Raw genomic sequence first — 18,782 nt, 5'->3', positions numbered from 1 at the left:
CAGTCAAGCACGAGGAGCGGCTATGAGCGCGATCGGACACTGTCGGGCACTCCTGGCGGTCGCCGTCGTTGCGTCGTCGGCCATGTTCGGTCAGGTGGCAGCGGCGTCGGCGGACGAGTGGCGAGCACTTCCCGCCGACAAGCCGGCTTCGGCAGACGGATCCGTCCTCGACCACATCGAGGAGATCGACGACCGTCAACTGAACATGTACGTCTACTCGGCGGCGATGGAGAAGGTGATTCTCCTCGAAGTGATCCGCCCCGCCGACACGAGCGTGCCGCGGCCGACCCTGTACCTGCTCAACGGCGCCGGTGGCGGCGAGGATTCGGCAACCTGGCAGGCGAGGACCGACGTCGTCGACTTCTTCGCCGACAAGAACGTCAACGTCGTCACTCCCGTCGGCGGGGCGTACAGCTACTACACCGACTGGGAAAAGCCCGATCCCGTCCTCGGCGTGAACAAGTGGACCACCTTCCTCACCGAGGAACTTCCCCCGATCGTCGACGCCACACTCGGAACAGACGGTGCGAATGCCATCGCGGGTCTGTCGATGTCGGGCACATCCGTCCTCAGCCTGGCCGAAGCGGCCCCGTCGCTGTATCGCGCCGTCGGCGCGTTCAGCGGATGCGCCGAGACGAGCACCAAACCCGGCCGGGACTACGTCACCTTCGTCGTCAGCTTCCGAGGCGGCGACGTCGAGAACATGTGGGGACCGCCCGACGACCCCGCGTGGGTGGCCAACGACCCCGTCGTCAACGCCGAGAAGCTCCGTGGCATCGACTTGTACATCAGCAATGCCACCGGGCTGCCCGGCGTCCACGAGAACCTCAACGGCCCGGATATCAACGGAGATGTGGGCACGCTGGCCAACCAGGTGATCGTCGGCGGCATCATCGAGGCGGGAACCAACGAGTGCACCCATCGGCTGGCCGACCGGCTGAACGCCCTGGGGATCCCGGCCACGTACGACTTCCGGCCCGCCGGCACCCACTCGTGGGGTTACTGGCAGGACGACCTGCACAACTCCTGGCCGATGATCGCCGGTTCCCTCGGTCTCTGACCGGTTCACCGCAACTCCACTGGGCGACGAAAACCCGCCGCCCAGCGCAGGCCTGCGTCCCGGCCGTCCGGACGGTGTCGCCGGACACCGACGTCACATAGGGTGTTTCAGGTCACAAGGACGACGAGAGGACGTGCATCGATGAGCTCCCCGGGGACTCCGCCTCCGAGCGACAACCATGGCCAGAGCTACGCCGAGGTGTACTTACGGAGCACCGACAGTCCCGAGGACTTCTGGCTCGCCGCCGCCGAGGCCGTGGAGTGGGTGACGCCGCCGACGCAGGCGCTCGACGATTCCGCCGCCCCGATGTACCGGTGGTTCCCGGATGCGTCGCTGAACACCTGCTTCAACGCTCTCGACCGGCACGTGCGGGACGGCAACGGGGATCGGGCGGCGTTGATCTACGACTCGGCGATGGCCCCCGCTGCATCCCGCACCTACACCTACGCAGAACTTCTCGACGAGGTGTCCCGGTTCGCCGGCGTCCTGAAGGACCAGGGTGTGGTGGCCGGTGACCGGGTGATCGTCTACATGCCGATGATCCCCGAAGCGGCGATCGCGATGCTGGCCTGCGCCCGCATCGGTGCCGTGCACTCGGTGGTGTTCGGCGGCTTCGCCGCGAAGGAACTCGCGACCCGCATCGACGACGCCGGACCGGTGGTGCTGGTGACGGCGTCGGGTGGCCTCGAGCCGGGACGCACCGTCGACTACCTGCCGATGGTGGCGAAGGCGCTGGAGCTGTCCGGAACCCCGCCGCACACGGTGATCGTCAAGGACCGGGAGCAGATCCCCGGTTCGGCCGCCGACTACCAGGGCGCCGGGGCGGCGTGGTTCGACTGGGATGCGCTGATGGCGGATGCGGCACCCGCGGAGCCGGTTCCGGTGGTCGCGACGGACCCGCTGTACATCCTCTACACGTCCGGCACCACCGGGAAGCCGAAGGGCGTGATCCGCGACAACGGTGGGCACGCCGTCGCGCTCACGTGGTCGATGCGCAACATCTACGACATCGGCCCGGGCGACGTGTGGTGGACTGCGTCCGACGTGGGCTGGGTGGTCGGGCACTCGTACATCGTCTACGGGCCGCTCCTGGCCGGTGCCACGTCCGTGCTCTACGAGGGCAAGCCCGTCGGGACCCCGGATGCGGGCGCATTCTGGCGGGTGATCTCCGATCACGGTGTGTCGGCACTGTTCACCGCCCCGACCGCGATCCGCGCCGTCCGCAAGGCCGATCCCGACGCGAAGGAGATCGAGAAGTACGACATCTCCTCCCTGAAGACGCTGTTCGCGGCGGGCGAGCGCCTCGACCCCGACACGTACGCGTGGGCGACCCGCGTCCTCGGCCGTCCCGTCGTCGACCACTGGTGGCAGACCGAGACCGGCTGGGCGATCTGCGCCAACCTGCGCGGGCTCGAACCGATGCCGCTGAAGGCGGGCTCCCCCACTGTTCCGGTGCCCGGGTACCGGGTCGAGGTGGTCGACGCCGAAGGGAACACGGTTCCCGCCGGGGCCGAGGGCAACATCGTGATCGGGCTGCCGCTGCCTCCGGGCACCCTGGCCGGGTTGTGGCGCGACCCGGAGCGGTACGTGCGGTCGTACCTCGCCACGTTCGAGGGCTACTACCTGACCGGCGACTCCGGTTACATCGACGAGGACGGGTACGTGTACGTCCTCGGCCGCAGCGACGACGTCATCAACGTTGCCGGACATCGGCTTTCGACGGGCAGCATGGAGGCGGTGGTCGCGGGACACCCCGCGGTGGCCGAGTGCGCGGTGGTCGGCATCCGCGACGAACTCAAGGGCCAGAAGCCCAGCGGCTACGTCGTGCTCAAGGCCGGGGTCGAGATCGACCCGGAGACCCTCCGCAACGAACTGGTCGCGATGGTGCGCGAGCAGATCGGCGCCGTCGCCACGTTCCGTGACGTGACGGTCGTGCAGGCGCTGCCCAAGACCCGCTCGGGCAAGATCCTGCGTAAGACGATGCGGCAGATCGCCGACCACGAGGAGTACACGGTGCCCTCCACCATCGAGGACGTCGCCGTCCTCGACGCGCTGAAGAAGCAGCTGGGCGGCTGACCCCTCAGACCCGGACGGCCGCGTCGAGTGCGTGATCCACCAGTTCCCCGACGCGGTCCGCTTCGAGAGGGTCGAGGTCGAACAGGATGCGGTAGATGATCGGCGCCACGACATGGTCGATCACGTGCTCGACCACGCCCTGCACGGGTTCGCCCCGTCGGAGGATTGTTTCGATCTGGGTGCGGCAGAACGTCGCGCACCTGAACTGATTGGTGCCGTCCTCCGACCTGACGGTGTCGGCACTCATCACGACGTCGCGCAGTGCCGCCCGCCCCACCGGTGAGGACATCTCCTCGAGGTAGTCCTGCGCCCAGGCAACGAGGTCGCCTCGCACACTGCCGGTTTCACGCGGGGGCGCGTCGGGATGCAGACGCTCGAGCGCGACGTCCGCGAACAATTCGGTGATGTCCCCCCAGCGCCGGTAGATGGTCGACGGGGTGACCCCGGCGTCGGCGGCGATCATGGGGACGGTGATGTCCGCTCGGTCGCGCTCGTCGAGAAGTTTGCGCGTGGACGCATGCACCGCCTGCTGGATGCGGGCGCTGCGACCACCGGGGCGCGGGCCTGGAGCCGGACTCATGCCCCCATGCTAACGCAAAGACGTTGCATTAAGAACGGTGGCGGCGTAGCGTCCATTAACGCAAACCCTTTGCATTAATGTTCTCCGGGGAGTACGCCATGACGACGCTTGCCGCGCCCGAAGCACCACCGACGTCTCGACCCGCACTGCGCCGAGGAGCCGCCTTCACGCTCGTCGCGGTCGTGATCGCCACCCTGCTCGGCGCGTCTGCCGCACCCACACCGCTGTACGAGGTGTACCAGTCGAACTGGGGCTTCTCGTCGCTGCAATCGACGCTGATCTTCGGCATCTACGCCGTGAGCCTGCTGCTGGCGCTGCTCACCGTCGGTTCGCTCTCGGACTACGTCGGCCGCCGGCCCGTGCTGATCACGGCACTCGTGTTCGAAGCCGCCTCGATGATCATGTTCGCGACAGCCGAGGGCATCGGCCTCCTGCTGATCGCCCGAGTCGTGCAGGGTTTCGCCACCGGCGCCGCGATCAGCGCGCTCGGTTCCACCCTCCTCGACCTCGAACGCACACCCGGACGCGGCGCCACCGTCAACAGCATCGCGCCCACCGTCGGCCTCGCACTCGGCGCCATCGGATCGAGCCTGATCAGCGAGCACCTTCCCCGGCCCACCAGCACCGTGTTCCTGGTGTTCTGCGCGCTGTTCGTCGTCGAGATCCTCGGCATCTGGGCCGCACCCGAGACAGCGGTCCGGCAGAAGGGGGCTCTGGCATCGATGCGTCCGACGCTGGCGGTCCCGTCCACCGCACTGGGAATGCTCGTCCTCACCGGACCCTGCCTGGTGGCAGTGTGGGCGCTGGGCGGCTTCTACCTGTCCCTCGGACCTTCGCTCGCCCGTAACGCGCTCGACGTCCACACGTCGCTGATCGGCGCCATCATGGTCGCGACGCTCACCGGGACCGGCGCATTCGCGGTGTTCCTGCTGCGCAACGTGGCAGCACGACGCATCCTGTACGTCGGAGCGTCCGCCCTCGTCGTCGGAGTCGCCATCACCCTGGTCGGCGCCGAAACGTCGTCGGCGCTGTGGATTCTCGCAGGAACCGCGGTGGCGGGCATCGGGTTCGGCGCCGGCTTCCAGGGCACCATCCGCACCGTCATGCCGCTCGCCGAACCGCACGAGCGCGCGGGACTGCTGTCGAGCATCTACGTGATCGCCTACCTCGCCAACAGCGTTCCCGCGCTGATCGCCGGATACCTCGTCGGAAAGGTCGGGCTCGTCGACACCACCCGCGTCTACGGCGGACTCGTCATCGTCCTCGCCGCGGCGGCGTTCCTCGGGCTCCTCATGCGCAAAGCGCCCGTGAGTACTTATTAACCGCCCGCGGTTAATAAGTACTCACGGGGCCTTGATCTCGCCGTAGCGGGCGAGTGCCTCCTGCCGCTCGTGGGCATGGTCGACGATCGGCGGCGGATAGTCCTCGGGGCGACCGTCTTTCAAAGCATGAACAGCCTTGCCGGAGATGCCACGCAGTTCAGGCACCCACCGCCGCACGTACTCGCCGTCGGGGTCGAACTTCTCCCCCTGCGTCGTCGGGTTGAACACCCGGAAGTACGGCGACGCGTCCGTCCCCGATCCCGCGGTCCACTGCCAGCCGTGCTGATTGTTCGCCAGATCCCCGTCGACGAGCCGGTTCATGAAGTAGCGGGCACCCCACCACCACGGCAGGTGCAGATCCTTGACGAAGAACGACGCGACGATCATCCGCACCCGATTGTGCATCCAGGCTTCGGCTTTCAGCTGACGCATCCCGGCGTCGACGATCGGGAACCCCGTCCGGCCCTCGCACCACGCCGAGTACGCCTCCTCGGCGTCAGGCCCGCTGTCGTAGCGGATGCGGTCGAAGCGACGGTCGTAGTTTTCCCGCGCGCTGTCGGGACGCTGGAAGAGGATGTCGGCGTAGAAGTCCCGCCACGCGAGCTGCCGCCGGTACTGTTCGGCGCTCTTGCTGCGACGGCGCGCGAGATCGCGGAGCATCGTCCGCGGATGAATGTTGCCGTATTTCAGGTACACCGACATCCGGCTGGTCGCGTCGAGACCGGGACGATCCCGCGCGTCCTCGTACCCGGCGAGGTCGTCCTCGCAGAACTCCGCCCACCGCTGCAGCGCCGCCGCCTCCCCGGCGGGGCACCCGTCGGATTCCGGTTCGGGGATCTGCACCCGCCGCGCCTTGACGTCGTCCGGGTCCAGCCACTCCACCGTCGCACGCCCGGTATCGATCGGCGCGCGCCACCCGTGTTCGAGCCACTGCCGGAAATACGGGGTGAACACCCGGTACGGCTCCCCGCCCGTCTTCGTCACCCGGCCGGGCGCCACAGCGTACGGCGAACCGGTGGCCACCAGATCGACGTGCTCGGCGACGGCGGCATCACGCTCGCGACCGTACGGCCCGTAATCGGCGCTCACGTGGACTTCTTCGGCCGATACCTTCTTCGCGACCGTCGGAACCACGTCGACGGGATCGCCCTTCACCACCAGCAACCGGCCGTCGAGTTGGTCGTCCAGTGCGGCGAGACTGCGGAACAGGAAGTCCCGGCGAGCACCGCCCGATGTTTTCAGCAGCCGATCGTCGAGGACGAACAGCCCGAGTGCACGCGCCCCCGACTCCGCCACCGTGTGGAGCGTCGGCAGATCACCGAGCCGGAGGTCGCGCCGGAACCAGACGAGTGCGGTGTCCATACCTGCCACGGTAACGAAGCGCGGGGCCGATCAGTTGGTGGAGCGAGCCGACGACAGCACCGACAGGTACGGCGCGTCGATGTCGTAGTGCTCGAACGCCGACAGCGCCGCGCGGGCGAACGTCCGCTGCACCGCCCACTGCCTGCCCGGCTTGGTCCGCGCGGTGATCCGCAGCGTGACCGATTCCGCGGTCACCGAGTTGACGCCCAGCAGTTCCGGGGGTTCGAGTACGTCGACCGCGATCGCGTCGCTCTTGGCCGCCTCGGTGACTGCCTCGAGTGCCACCTCGCACGCCCGTTGCACGTTGGCGGCGTGCGCGATCGGCAGATCGACCACCGCGACCGCGTAACCCTGGCTCATGTTGCCGACACGGACGATCTCACCGTTGCGGCAGTACCAGAGGGTGCCGTTGACGTCGCGGATCGTGGTGACCCGCAGACCCACCGTCTCGACCGTTCCCACGGCCTCGCCGAGGTCCACGACGTCCCCGACACCGTACTGATCCTCGAGCAGCATGAAGATGCCCGACAGGAAATCCCGGACGAGGTTCTGCGCACCGAAACCGAGTGCGACACCGATCACACCGGCCGACGCGATGAACGGCGCCACATTGACGCCGAGGACCGCGAGAACCTGGAGCACCACCCAGATGAGCACCACGATCGACACCGTCGATTTGAGCACCGACCCGATCGTCCGGGCGCGTTGCGCGCGACGCTCGTTGACCATCGCCTCCTTGACGCCCCGCGGGGCGCGTTCCCGGAGGGGACGGAGCATGGCCGGTTTGTCGGAAGGCTCCCGGGGCCGCGTCATCCGGTCGATCATGCGGTGCAACGCGAAACGCAGCACGAGCGCCAGGACGACGTAGGTCGCGATCTCGGCCGGGCGGTGAATCAGCCAGTCACGGTTGGTTTCGGTCAGTTCGAATGCCTGCAGCGAAGAAAACATCTCCAACGAGTGTACGGACGAGACACGCTCCCACAACTGCCATCCGCACGCTCAGTGGTCGCGCCCACGGCACAATGCAGGAGTGACCGTCACCGACTCAGCCAGTGTCCTCGTGGTCGACGACGACGAGGACGTGCGGACGTCCCTCGAACGCGGCCTGCGCCTGTCCGGATTCACCGTCCTCACGGCCGTCGACGGCGCCGACGCGCTCCGGGTGGTCAGCGAACGACGTCCGGACGCGATGGTGCTCGACATGAACATGCCGGTCATCGACGGCACCGGCGTCGTGACCGCGCTCCGCGCGATGAACAACGACATCCCGATCTGCGTGCTCAGCGCACGCGACACCGTCGACGACCGCATCTCCGGCCTCGAGTCGGGCGCCGACGACTACCTGGTCAAGCCGTTCGTCCTCGCCGAACTGATCGCCCGCATCCGGGCGATGCTGCGGCGGCACGGAACGACGGCCGCCGCCCCCGCCGACTCGCCCGCGACCCCACCGATCCGCGTCGGTGCGCTGGAGATCCGGACGTCCGCACGCAGGGTCTTCATGGCGGGCGAGGAGGTCATTCTGACCAAACGGGAATTCGAACTCCTCGAGGTGCTCGCCCGCAACGTCGGCATCGTCCTGAGCCGTGAGCGGCTCCTCGAACTGGTGTGGGGGTACGACTTCGTCGCCGACACCAACGTGGTGGACGTGTTCGTCGGCTACCTGCGTCGCAAGTTCGAGGTCGGTGGTCAGCCGCGCATCCTGCACACGGTGCGCGGAGTCGGATTCGTGCTCCGGGAACCGTCGTGAAACGGTCGTTCTCCCTCCGAACCCGCGTGGCCGCCGCGACCGCGCTGGGGGCGACGATCATCGTCGTGGCGCTCGGCATCCTGGTGTCGCTGGCGATCAACCGGAACAACCTGTCGCAACTCGACCGGCGACTGGAGACGGCGTCGGACGTTCTGGTTCCCAACGCCGCCACCGCCGGTCTGTTCCTCGGGGCACTCGGCGACAAGGGTGCGTTCGCCATCACGATCCGTTCGGCCGACGGCGACACCGTGCTCGTCAGTACCCCCACCCAGCTGCCCGAACTCGACCCAGGCCAGCAGACCGTCGAGGTGGGTGACACGAAGTACCGGGCGTACACCGCGACCGTGCCGCTCCTCGGCACCCGGATCTCCCTGGCCGTGCCGTACGCCGAAGCCCAGGACGTGACGTCGGAGCAGCAACGTCAGGTCCTGCTCGTCGGAGTGCTCGCCATCGCCGCGGCCAGCGGTCTCGGCTGGTTGTTCGGCGGTCGTGCCGTGCGCCCGCTGGTCGACTTGACCGGCCGCATCGTGCGCCGCGAACCGAAGTTGACGCCCACGACATCCGGTGTCCGGGAGGCGGACGAACTGGCGTCCGCCGCGGAGTCGATGCTGCGCGACGTCGCGGAGGCGCAGGACGCGACCACCGCCGCGCTCGCCACCGCACGCGACTTCGCCGCAGTCTCGGCACACGAACTCCGGACCCCGCTCACCGCGATGCGCACCGACCTCGAGGTCCTCACCACTCTCGACCTGACGCCGGAACAGCAGCACGAGATCCTCCGCGACGTCGCCCGCTCACAGGACCGGGTGGAATCGACGCTGTCCGACCTCGAGCGGCTCGCCCGCGGCGAACTGTCCACCGACAAGGACTTCGTGGACTGCGACCTCGTCGACATCAGCGACCTCGCCGCCGAGGAGGCGATGCGCCACAATCCGGGGCTGCAGGTGACCGTCGACGCAACCCCGGTGACGGTCCGGGGCATGCCCGGTGGACTGCGCCTCACTTTGGACAACGCCATCAAGAACGCGGTCCGGCACGGCGGCGCGACCGCGGTGACGATCACGCTGAGAGCGGCCGACGGCATCACCACCGTCGTCGTCGACGACAACGGCTCGGGGGTGCCCGAGGCCGAACGGGCGGTGGTCTTCGAACGGTTCCACCGCGGGTCCAACGCGACGAAGAGCGGGTCGGGCCTCGGCCTCGCGCTCGTCGCGCAGCAGGCGGCACTGCACAACGGCAGCGCACGTTTCGAGGTCAGCCCGCTCGGCGGCGCACGGCTCGTCGTCGAACTCCACACGGACACGACACACGAGCCACCTAGACCGGAGACATGGAGAGCAGAAAGCCCCGCCTCACCTTGAGGTGATGCGGGGCTTTTCGTGCTGCGGAGACTATTCCTTCACGTCCAGCAGGTCGATCATGAAGACCAGCGTCTTGCCGGACAGCTGGTGTCCGGCGCCGGCGGGACCGTAGGCCAGCTCCGGCGGGATCGTGAGCTGACGACGTCCGCCCACCTTCATGCCGGGGATGCCGTCCTGCCAGCCCTTGATGAGACCGCGCAGCGGGAACTGGATGGACTCGCCGCGGCTCCAGGAGGAGTCGAACTCCTCGCCGGACTCGAACTCGACGCCGACGTAGTGCACCTCGACGGTGCCCCCGGGGACGGCCTCTGCGCCGTCTCCGACCACCACGTCCTTGATGACCAGGTCGGTCGGGGCGGGTCCGTCTTGGAACTCGATCTCGGGCTTGGTCATATGTCCTCCTCGGTGAGGGCTCTATGGTTCGGCACAGGTATTCGCGATCAGCGACCTGTGACGTCCTTGTAGTCACGCTCGGTGTAACCGGTGTAGATCTGGCGCGGACGGCCGATCTTCGTAGCGGGATCTTCGTGCATCTCGCGCCAGTGTGCAATCCACCCGGGCAAGCGGCCCATGGCGAACAGAACGGTGAACATGCGCGTGGGGAAGCCCATCGCGCGGTAGATCAGACCCGTGTAGAAGTCGACGTTCGGGTACAGCTTGCGCTCGACGAAGTAGTCGTCGGTGAGCGCCGCCTCTTCGAGCGCCATCGCGATGTCGAGCAGCTCGTCGTCGCCGCCGAGCTTCTCGAGGATGGTGTGCGCCGTCTTCTTGACGATCGCCGCGCGCGGGTCGTAGTTGCGGTAGACGCGGTGCCCGAAGCCCATGAGCTTCACACCGTCTTCCTTGTTCTTGACCTTGCGGACGAAGTCGTCCGCGTTGCTGCCGCTGGCCTTGATCTCGTCGAGCATCTCCAGCACGGCCTGGTTGGCGCCGCCGTGCAGCGGGCCCCAGAGTGCGTTGATGCCACCGGAGATCGAGGTGAACAGGTTGGCGTCGGACGAGCCGACCAGCCGCACCGTCGACGTCGAGCAGTTCTGCTCGTGGTCGGCGTGCAGGATCAGCAGCATGTCGAGAGCCTTGGCGATCTCGGGATCGATCTCGTAGGGCTCCGCGGGGAAGCCGAACGTCATCCGGAGGAAGTTCTCGACCAGGTTCAGGGAGTTGTCCGGGTACAGGAACGGCTGCCCGACGGACTTCTTGTAGGCGTAGGCCGCGATGGTCGGCAGCTTCGCGAGAAGGCGGATGGTCGACAGCTCGACCTGTTCCGGGTCGGCCGGGTCCAGGGAGTCCTGGTAGTACGCGGACAGCGCGTTGACTGCGCTGGACAGGACCGGCATCGGGTGTGCGTTCCGCGGGAATCCGTCGAAGAACCTCTTGAGGTCCTCGTGCAGCAGCGTGTGGCGCCGGATCCGGTCGGTGAACGACTCGAGCTGCGCCGTGGTGGGCAGCTCACCGTAGATCAGCAGATAGCTGACCTCGATGAAAGTCGACTTCTCGGCCAGCTGTTCGATCGGGTACCCGCGGTAGCGGAGAATCCCGTGCTCACCGTCGATGTAGGTGATCGCGGAGCTGGTGGAGGCGGTATTGACGAAACCCGGGTCCAGGGTGGTGTACCCGGTGCTGGCGAGCAGCTTGCCCAGTTCGATACCGTCATTGCCCTCGGTTGCCCTGGCAATGGACATCGTGTGCTCACCACCAGGGTAGGTAAGCGTGGGCTTTGTGTCATTGTCAGGCACGAAGCATCCCTCTCAAGCTCAAACCAATGAGTAACAACTTCATTCAGGTAGAAACTAGTCCCACTCTGGCCTGCGTGCCGAAGGCGGGTCCGCTCAGAGCCCGTGATCCGGGTCCGCCGCGGGATGCGCGGCGACCACCGAGAAGGGTCGCCGAACGGGATCGGCGAGTGTCCGATTTGCCCGCACGGCACGGGAGTGGAATCGGTGAGGGCCAGTTACCCGAGACTGGACTGGCCGCGTTACCTGCACAGATGCCGAAGACGGCGGAGAACGCACACCGCGATGCGCGACGCGGTGAGGGAAGGACAGAGGGTGACACAAAGTGCCGCAGCCGCGACAGACGAACCCCCGCCCGACGTATCGGCCGGACCGCGACCGGTGTTACACCGTCTCACCAAGTGGGCACTCGATGCTCGAAAGTTGAACCGCTACGCCACCGCGGACATGCCCCACACACCCGTCCACTGCTGCCCCGGAGCGAGCACCAACTGATCGATCCCGGAGTTGAACGCGTCCGGCGGGCACGTCATCGGTTCGAGCGCCAGCGCCCGCCCGCGTCCCGGATACGACTTCCCGGCCTCGGGATCCGCGACGAACGCCTGCAGCCAGCCGAACTCACGAGCCGCCCACAGGATCGTTCCGGTGCCGTCCGGCGCCCGCAATTCGTGCCGCGACCTGCCGTCCGCGTCGACGTCCAGTGCGCTGAACGGGGTGTCGAGCGCGACGCCCGCCAGCATGCGCGGGCTGGTGAAGTCGTATTCGGTGCCTGCCACGGGCCGCGAACCCCCACTCGGCAGCATGCGCTCGTCGAGAGGCAGCCGGGTGCCGGCGGACAGTCGCAGCGTGCACTCGTCGAGCGGGAAGTCGCCGGCGCGGACGTAGGAGTGGAAGCCCATCCCGAACGGTGCCGGGATGGCTCCCGTGTTGGTGGCGGTGTGCGTCACGGTCAGGCCGTCGTCGTCCACGACGTAGGCGACGGTGAGCCGCAGCGGGTACGGCCACCCCTTGTGGAGGCCGACGTCGATCGACAACTCGATGCGGTCGTCGGCGTGATTCACGACACGCCAGTCCCGGCGGCGGACGAATCCGTGACTGGCATTGCCGAATGTCGGCTCCGTGATCTCGAGTTGATGGTCGATGCCGTCGAAGACGAACTGGCCGTCGCGGATCCGGTTGGGCCACGGCGCGAGGATCAACCCTGCCGACAACGGTGGCCGGGTTCCGATGTCCCACGTCTCGGTGAGCGCCATCGGCCCGTCCGGACCGTCCCATTCGAGTAGCCGTAGTCCGGCGCCGGTAGCCGCGATGCCGGCCCGGTAGCCGCCTCCCCGGATCTCGAATCCGGCCGTGGCAGGCCTGTCCGTCTTCGAAGACTGCGGTTCACCCATGCACTTCAGTGTGCCCGAGATGGGCGCGAGATATGTGATGGCGCACAGGAACCTAGCGGGTGACCTTGTAACGCACCAGTGCCGGGAACACGAGCGCGGCGATCACCACACCGACGACGACGAGGACGCCACCGCCCGCGGCCGCCACGCTCGTCCCGACCGCCGCGGCGGCCGCGCCGTGCACGACGTCACCGATCCGCGGGCCCCCGGCCACGACGACGATGAAGACGCCCTGGAGTCGTCCGCGCATCTCGTCCGTGGCGACCTGCTGGAGCATGGTGCTGCGGAACGCGGCGGAGACCATGTCGACGGCGCCGCCGAATGCGAGGAACGCGAGAGCAATCCACAACAGGACCGGACTGTCGCCGGGTGAGGCGATCCCCACCACCACGCCGAAGCCCACCATCGCGAGACCCCACAACACGATGCACACGATCACGGCGAGGCCCTGGCGCCGGACCCTCGGCAGCCAACCGGAGAACACCCCACCGGCCACCGCGCCGAAGGACATCGCCGCGAACAGCAGTCCGAGCGCCACACCGCCCGACGCCGGGTCGCCGAACGTGTCGTGCGCGATCTGCGGGAACAACGCCCGCGGCATGCCGAACACCATGGCGATGATGTCGACGACGAACGACGCGAGCAGCACCTTCTGCGTCGCGAGGTAGGCGAACCCGTCGAACACCTCGCGCAGCCCGGCCCGGCGCGACTCCCCCGTCGGCGGGATGGCGGGCAGCCGCAGCACCGCCCACAGTGTGGCCAGGAGGGCGATCGAATCGACGAGATACAGCGTCGACAGCCCCACTGTCGGAATCATCACGCCGGCGAGCAGCGGTCCGGCGATGGCGCCGAACTGCATGACCGTCATGTTGAGCGAGTTGGCGGCGGCCAGCTGTTCCGCGGGGATGAGCCGCGGGATGATCGCGCTGCGGGTGGGCTGGTTGACCGCGAAGAACGCCTGTTGCAACCCCAGCAGTCCGAGTACCAGCCACACGTTGTCCAGTCCCAGCGCCGCCTGCACCCAGAACAGCACCGACGTCACACCGAGTCCGACGGTGGTGATCGTCAGCAGTTTCCGCCGGTCCATGACGTCGGCCAGCGCGCCGCCCCACAAACCGAACACGATCAGCGGTACCAGCGCGAAGACACCGGTCAGACCCACGTACGCCGAGCTGCGGGTGATCTCGTACACCTGCTGCGGCACGGCGACGACACTGAGCTGCCCGCCGATCACCGTCACGATCCCGGCCGCCCACAGGCGGCGGTAGTCCCGGTTCTGCAGCGGCGCCGTGTCGGCGAGCAGCCGCCGCTTCTTCTTCTCGGTGACGGTGTCGGTCATTCTTCCCTTAGCTCGTTTCCCATGCTCACTATTCCCCGGCCGTCACGGCTGCAGTCGCTCCACCGTCCACGAGCCGTCGGCCAGCGACGTCCGGATGCGGTTGTGCATCCGGTTGGCGCGGCCCTGCCAGAACTCCACGACCGCAGGGCGGATCAGGATTCCGCCCCAGTCCGGCCGGACCGGGATGTCGACGTCGACGGGGAAGCGCTCCGCCGCGTGCAGCAGCGCGGCGTCCAGTTCGGCCCGCGAACCGATTGGCTTCGACTGTTCGGACGCCCACGCCCCCAGCCGGGATCCGCGGGGCCTGCTGTGCCAGTACTCGTCCGTGACCTCGGCACTCACGCGCTCGACTGGACCGCGGACGGTGATCTGCCGGGCGACGGGCACCCAGGTGAACGTCACCGACGCGTAGGGCACCGCCTCCAGCTGGCGGCCCTTGTCCGAGTCGTAGTTGGTGAAGAACAGCACACCGTCGGCACTCAATCCCTTGCAGAGGACGGTGCGGGTGCACGGATGTCCGTGCTCGTCGACGGTTCCGAGTGTCATCGCGTTGGGTTCGGGAACCCCGGCCTCCACGGCGTCCTCGAGCCACAGGCGCATCAGGGGAAGCCAGCCGTCGCTCAGCTGGTCGGCGTCCAGATCGGAGTCGACGTACCGTCCGTCAGCGCCCTGGTGTGCGTAACCGACGCGCATGGCCGCGAGGTCCTTGTTCACCGGTTTCGGCTGTTCTGCATCTGGAGACACAGCCGAGAACGCTACTCCCGGGTATGCACTGATCAACTCTCCGGTGACACCGGCTAAAGTTTTGGGGACCGAACCCGTCCCCTCGGATTGCAGCCGCGATCGTGCGATGCCCGGGGAAGGGAAGTCGATTGCGCGGACGAGGGTGCCTGCCCATCCCGCATGCACGCCCAGCGCAATTGTCGAACGCCGAGACAGTGCCGCTCTGACCGGGGGCACTCGAACGAGGAGAGTCCACGAGCTATGTCAGCTAGCGCGGCAATACCGGACGATTTCGTCAGCGGACTGGAAGGCGTGGTCGCGTTCACCAGCGACATCGCCGAACCCGACAAGGACGGCGGCGCCCTGCGCTACCGCGGCGTCGACATCGAAGAACTCGTCTCCAAGCACGTCACGTTCGGCAACGTGTGGGCCCTGCTCGTCGACGGCCGCTTCGGCCCCGGACTACCCCCGGCCGAACCGTTCCCCCTGCCCGTGCACACCGGCGACGTCCGCGTCGACGTCCAGGCCGGCCTCGCCATGCTCGCCCCCATCTGGGGATACCAGCCCCTCCTCGACATCGACGACGACACCGCCCGCGAACAACTCGCCCGCGCCTCCGTCATGGCCCTGTCCTACGTCGCCCAGTCCGCCCGCGGCATCTACCGGCCCGCCGTCCCGCAGAGACGCATCGACGAAGCCGCAACCGTCACCGAACGGTTCATGGTCCGCTGGAAGGGCGACCCCGACCCCGCCCACGTCGCCGCCATCGACGCCTACTGGGTCTCCGCCGCCGAACACGGCATGAACGCCTCCACCTTCACCGCCCGCGTCATCGCCTCCACCGGCGCCGACGTCGCCGCCTCCCTGTCCGGGGCGATCGGCGCGATGTCCGGCCCGCTGCACGGCGGCGCCCCCGCCCGCGTCCTGCCGATGATCGAGGACACCGAGAAGTCCGGCGACGCCCGCGCCCTGGTCAAGGGCATCCTCGACCGCAAGGAAAAGCTGATGGGCTTCGGGCACCGCGTCTATCGCGCCGAAGACCCCCGCGCCCGGGTGCTGCGCGCCACCGCGAAACGCCTGAACGCCCCCCGCTACGAGGCCGCCGCCGCCCTCGAGCAGGCCGCCCTCGCCGAACTGCGCGAACGCCGCCCCGACCGGGCCATCGAAACCAACGTCGAATTCTGGGCCGCGGTCATCCTCGACTTCGCCGAGGTCCCCGCACACATGATGCCCGCGATGTTCACCTGCGGCCGCACCGCCGGCTGGTGCGCCCACATCCTCGAACAGAAGCGTCTCGGCAAACTCGTCCGCCCCGCCGCCATCTACACCGGACCCGCACCCCGCACCCCCGAATCCGTCGAGGGCTGGGACCAGATCGCCCACACCAGCTGACCGTCTCCCCCGCCAGAACCAGTAAGGAACAGAAAGTAGCGATGACCTCCACACCGATCATCCCCGCAGACCTCCTGCCCGCCGATGGACGTTTCGGCTGCGGACCGTCGAAGGTTCGCCCCGAACAGCTGCAGTCGCTGGTCGAGGTGGGCTCCTCGGTGTTCGGCACCAGCCACCGCCAGAAGCCTGTCAAGGACGTCGTCGCCAGCGTGCGGTCCGGCCTCGCCGATCTGTTCTCCCTGCCCGAGGGCTACGAGGTGGTGCTCGGCAACGGTGGCACCACAGCGTTCTGGGATGCGGCCGCGTTCGGCCTGATCCGGGAGAAGTCGCTGCACCTCACGAACGGTGAGTTCAGCTCCAAGTTCGCGTCGGTCGCGAAGAACAACCCGTTCATCGGCGACCCGATCGTCGTCTCCGCCGACCCGGGCAGTGCTCCCGAGCCGGTCTCGGATCCGTCCGTCGACCTCATCGGCTGGGCGCACAACGAGACGTCCACCGGTGTCGCGATTCCCGTCTCGCGTCCCGCGGGCTCGGAGAATGCGCTCATCGCCATCGACGCCACGTCCGGCGCCGGCGGCCTGCCGGTGAACGTCGCCGACGCCGACGTGTACTACTTCGCCCCGCAGAAGTGCTTCGCCGCCGACGGCGGACTGTGGATCGCGCTGATGAGCCCGAAGGCGCTCGAGCGCGTCGCGGAGATCAAGGAGTCGGGTCGCTGGACCCCCGACTTCCTGTCGCTGCCCATCGCCGTGGACAACAGCTCCAAGGACCAGACGTACAACACCCCGGCGGTCGCGACGCTGCTGCTGCTCGCCAACCAGATCGACTGGCTGAACGGCAAGGGTGGCCTCGACTGGGCCACCTCGCGTACCGCCGATTCGTCCTCGCGCCTGTACCAGTGGGCCGAGGCCAGCGACTACGCCACCCCGTTCGTCACCGATCCCGCTCACCGCTCGCAGGTGGTCGGCACCATCGACTTCGACGACAAGATCGACGCGGCTCAGGTGGCGAAGATCCTGCGCGCCAACGGCGTCGTCGACACGGAGCCGTACCGCAAGCTGGGCCGCAACCAGCTGCGTGTCGGCATGTTCCCGGCGATCGATCCCGAGGACGTCTCGCAGCTCACGAAGAGCATCGACTGGGTCGTCTCGCAGCTCGGCTGAGTCCCGGCACCCACGTCCGTCAGCCCCCGCCACCTCGGTGCCGGGGGCTGACGGCGTTCGGGGGTCAGTCCGTGTCGAGGAAACGGTGGAACGGTGCGAGCGCCTCGTCGCCGAGATGCGGTCCGCTGACCTCGATCTCGACGCTCGCGGACTCGAGCACGTCGGAGCAGCCCAGCGTGAACCGGGGGCCGTCCGGGAGAATCCGGGAGAAGTCCGCGGACGACGCCGCGTAGACAACCCGCGTGATGCCGGCCCACACCATCGCCGCACTGCACATCGGGCACGGCTCACCGCTGGCATACATGGTGGCGCCGACGAGGTCGCCGGTGCGTCCCTCACCGCAGGCGGTGGTGATCGCGTCGAGTTCCGCGTGCTCGGTGACATCGGCGGACGTCGCGACGGAGTTGGCGCCCTCGCTGATCACATGACCGTCCGCCCCCACCGCCACCGCACCGAACGGTCTGTTGCCCGCGTCGCCCGTCTCGTCGGCGAGTTCGATGGCTCGCCGCAGGTGCGCAAGGTCCACGTCGTCGACATCGCTCTGGCTCATCGACTCAGATCCACTTCTGTTCCGACGCCCCGTTCCCGGGCTCTGTCGATCAGTATGCGCGCCGCGGCGAGGTCCTGGAGGCCGATCCCGACGGAGTTGTACAGCGTGATGTCCCGATCGGAGGTGCGGGCGACGGTGCGGCCCACGATCACGTCGCCCAACTCCACGGCGACGTCGCCCTCGCTGATCGCTCCCTCGGCGAGCGCCAGCAGCGTCTCTCCCGATTTGGTCATGGTGGTGGCCACCGAGTCGACGACCACCCGGGCCCGTCGCATTCCCTCGCCGTCGATCTCCCGGTGGTCCGCGCGCGGGGGCGCACCGACGGCGTTGACGTGCAAGCCTTCGCCGAACCAGGCGCCCCGCACGATCGGGTCCCTCGACGGCGTGAGCGTGCAGAGGACGTCGGAAGACCGGGTGACCGCCTCGGGCGAGTCCATCGGCTTGACCGAGATGCCGAGATCCTCTGTTCGGCTGCGGAATTCCTCGACCGTCGCGTCCGAGCGCGACCACACCAGCACCGTCTCGACGTCCGACACCCGGGTGATCGCCCGGGCGTGTTCGACGGCGAGGGTCCCGGCGCCCACCAGCCCCAGCACCCGGCTGCCTCGGTGGGCGAGGTGTTTCGTGGCCACGGCGCTGGCGGCGGCGGTGCGCACGGCAGTGATCAGGCGGCCGTCGAGCAGGGCCTCGCACTCACCGGTGTCCGCGGACGCGACCAGTACGGCCGAGCGTTGGACGGGCAGACCGCGGGAGGCGTTGCCGGGAAGATCGACCAGCATCTTCACCGCGGCCGCGCCGGCCGACTGAGCCGCCGCGACCATCGGGACGAAGGCCGCGGACTGCAGGGTCATGGCGGGTGGGGCGGGTGCGGATGCCGTCCCGGCGGCCAGGTCGGCGTGCGCCCGTTCCACCGCGGCGAACACCTCGGCGCGGTCGATGAGGCCGGCCACGTCGGAATGGGAAAGGATCAGTGTCACAAGAGT

General features: G+C 68.1%; 17 protein-coding genes. 7 read left to right on the top strand and 10 right to left on the bottom strand.

The window, feature by feature from the left end; all coding sequences use genetic code 11:
- Window positions 1-22 precede the first annotated feature (22 nt).
- Both QM806_RS18330 and QM806_RS18325 read left to right on the top strand, forming a co-directional pair.
- Complete coding sequence (locus QM806_RS18330; RefSeq protein WP_005263328.1) at window positions 23-1,060, top strand: alpha/beta hydrolase; 1,038 nt, start codon at window positions 23-25, stop codon at window positions 1,058-1,060.
- A gap of 141 nt (window positions 1,061-1,201) precedes the next feature.
- A complete protein-coding gene (locus QM806_RS18325) occupies window positions 1,202-3,136 on the top strand; it encodes a propionyl-CoA synthetase (protein WP_133986148.1) in 1,935 nt (644 codons plus the stop codon).
- A gap of 4 nt (window positions 3,137-3,140) precedes the next feature.
- Here QM806_RS18325 and QM806_RS18320 read toward each other — a convergent pair whose 3' ends face one another.
- A complete protein-coding gene (locus tag QM806_RS18320) occupies window positions 3,141-3,716 on the bottom strand; it encodes a TetR/AcrR family transcriptional regulator (protein WP_065489413.1) in 576 nt (191 codons plus the stop codon).
- A gap of 98 nt (window positions 3,717-3,814) precedes the next feature.
- Here QM806_RS18320 and QM806_RS18315 point away from each other — a divergent pair, with 98 nt between their 5' ends.
- Window positions 3,815-5,038 carry an MFS transporter gene (locus QM806_RS18315; RefSeq protein WP_283292298.1) on the top strand — a complete coding sequence of 408 codons (1,224 nt, stop codon included), beginning with the start codon at window positions 3,815-3,817 and terminating at the stop codon, window positions 5,036-5,038.
- 21 nt (window positions 5,039-5,059) lie between these two features.
- On the opposite strand, the gene QM806_RS18310 is transcribed toward QM806_RS18315, so the two are convergent.
- Together QM806_RS18310 and QM806_RS18305 are read right to left on the bottom strand one after the other, a co-directional pair.
- A complete protein-coding gene (locus tag QM806_RS18310) occupies window positions 5,060-6,400 on the bottom strand; it encodes a cryptochrome/photolyase family protein (RefSeq protein ID WP_054248254.1) in 1,341 nt (446 codons plus the stop codon).
- A gap of 30 nt (window positions 6,401-6,430) precedes the next feature.
- Window positions 6,431-7,348 carry a mechanosensitive ion channel family protein gene (locus tag QM806_RS18305; RefSeq protein ID WP_054248255.1) on the bottom strand — a complete coding sequence of 306 codons (918 nt, stop codon included), beginning with the start codon at window positions 7,346-7,348 and terminating at the stop codon, window positions 6,431-6,433.
- An 82-nt stretch (window positions 7,349-7,430) separates the two neighbouring features.
- Here QM806_RS18305 and QM806_RS18300 point away from each other — a divergent pair, with 82 nt between their 5' ends.
- Both QM806_RS18300 and QM806_RS18295 read left to right on the top strand, forming a co-directional pair.
- Window positions 7,431-8,147, top strand: coding sequence for a response regulator transcription factor (locus QM806_RS18300; protein WP_005567348.1), 717 nt, complete (start codon window positions 7,431-7,433; stop codon window positions 8,145-8,147).
- Window positions 8,144-9,508, top strand: a complete 1,365-nt coding sequence (locus QM806_RS18295) for a sensor histidine kinase (protein ID WP_005567347.1) — start codon at window positions 8,144-8,146, stop codon at window positions 9,506-9,508. The genes QM806_RS18300 and QM806_RS18295 overlap by 4 nt, the downstream gene beginning before the upstream one ends.
- Window positions 9,509-9,538: 30 nt before the next feature.
- On the opposite strand, the gene QM806_RS18290 is transcribed toward QM806_RS18295, so the two are convergent.
- From QM806_RS18290 to pdxH, 5 genes are all read right to left on the bottom strand, one after another.
- A complete protein-coding gene (locus QM806_RS18290) occupies window positions 9,539-9,901 on the bottom strand; it encodes an FKBP-type peptidyl-prolyl cis-trans isomerase (RefSeq protein ID WP_005244090.1) in 363 nt (120 codons plus the stop codon).
- A 47-nt stretch (window positions 9,902-9,948) separates the two neighbouring features.
- Window positions 9,949-11,244 (bottom strand): citrate synthase, encoded by a 1,296-nt coding sequence (locus QM806_RS18285; RefSeq protein WP_005263314.1) that lies wholly within the window; start codon window positions 11,242-11,244, stop codon window positions 9,949-9,951.
- A 428-nt stretch (window positions 11,245-11,672) separates the two neighbouring features.
- On the bottom strand, window positions 11,673-12,632 hold the full coding sequence (locus QM806_RS18280) for an aldose 1-epimerase family protein (RefSeq protein WP_005567346.1): 960 nt from the start codon (window positions 12,630-12,632) through the stop codon (window positions 11,673-11,675).
- A 52-nt stretch (window positions 12,633-12,684) separates the two neighbouring features.
- A complete protein-coding gene (locus QM806_RS18275; RefSeq protein WP_005567345.1) occupies window positions 12,685-13,971 on the bottom strand; it encodes an MFS transporter in 1,287 nt (428 codons plus the stop codon).
- 42 nt (window positions 13,972-14,013) lie between these two features.
- The gene (gene pdxH, locus QM806_RS18270; RefSeq protein ID WP_005263311.1) at window positions 14,014-14,685 is read right to left on the bottom strand and encodes a pyridoxamine 5'-phosphate oxidase; all 672 of its coding nucleotides are present in this window, start codon (window positions 14,683-14,685) and stop codon (window positions 14,014-14,016) included.
- 270 nt (window positions 14,686-14,955) lie between these two features.
- Here pdxH and QM806_RS18265 point away from each other — a divergent pair, with 270 nt between their 5' ends.
- Window positions 14,956-16,086, top strand: a complete 1,131-nt coding sequence (locus QM806_RS18265) for a citrate synthase 2 (protein ID WP_133986146.1) — start codon at window positions 14,956-14,958, stop codon at window positions 16,084-16,086.
- Window positions 16,087-16,127: 41 nt separating this feature from the next.
- A complete protein-coding gene (gene serC / locus QM806_RS18260) occupies window positions 16,128-17,249 on the top strand; it encodes a phosphoserine transaminase (RefSeq protein ID WP_005255313.1) in 1,122 nt (373 codons plus the stop codon).
- Between the two features lie 64 nt (window positions 17,250-17,313).
- Here the strand turns inward: serC and QM806_RS18255 are convergent, their stop codons facing one another.
- Together QM806_RS18255 and QM806_RS18250 are read right to left on the bottom strand one after the other, a co-directional pair.
- Window positions 17,314-17,799: a nucleoside deaminase gene (locus tag QM806_RS18255; protein ID WP_005255312.1), complete on the bottom strand. Its 486-nt coding sequence runs from the start codon at window positions 17,797-17,799 to the stop codon at window positions 17,314-17,316.
- Window positions 17,796-18,776: an ornithine cyclodeaminase family protein gene (locus tag QM806_RS18250; protein WP_064080925.1), complete on the bottom strand. Its 981-nt coding sequence runs from the start codon at window positions 18,774-18,776 to the stop codon at window positions 17,796-17,798. The genes QM806_RS18255 and QM806_RS18250 overlap by 4 nt, the downstream gene beginning before the upstream one ends.
- Window positions 18,777-18,782 lie beyond the last annotated feature (6 nt).

It is taken from the genome of Rhodococcus sp. IEGM 1351 (assembly GCF_030056875.1).
Lineage (GTDB): Bacteria > Actinomycetota > Actinomycetes > Mycobacteriales > Mycobacteriaceae > Rhodococcus_F > Rhodococcus_F opacus.
The sequence above is the reverse complement of the archived record's forward strand: the minus strand, read 5'-3'. Positions and strand labels throughout refer to the sequence as shown.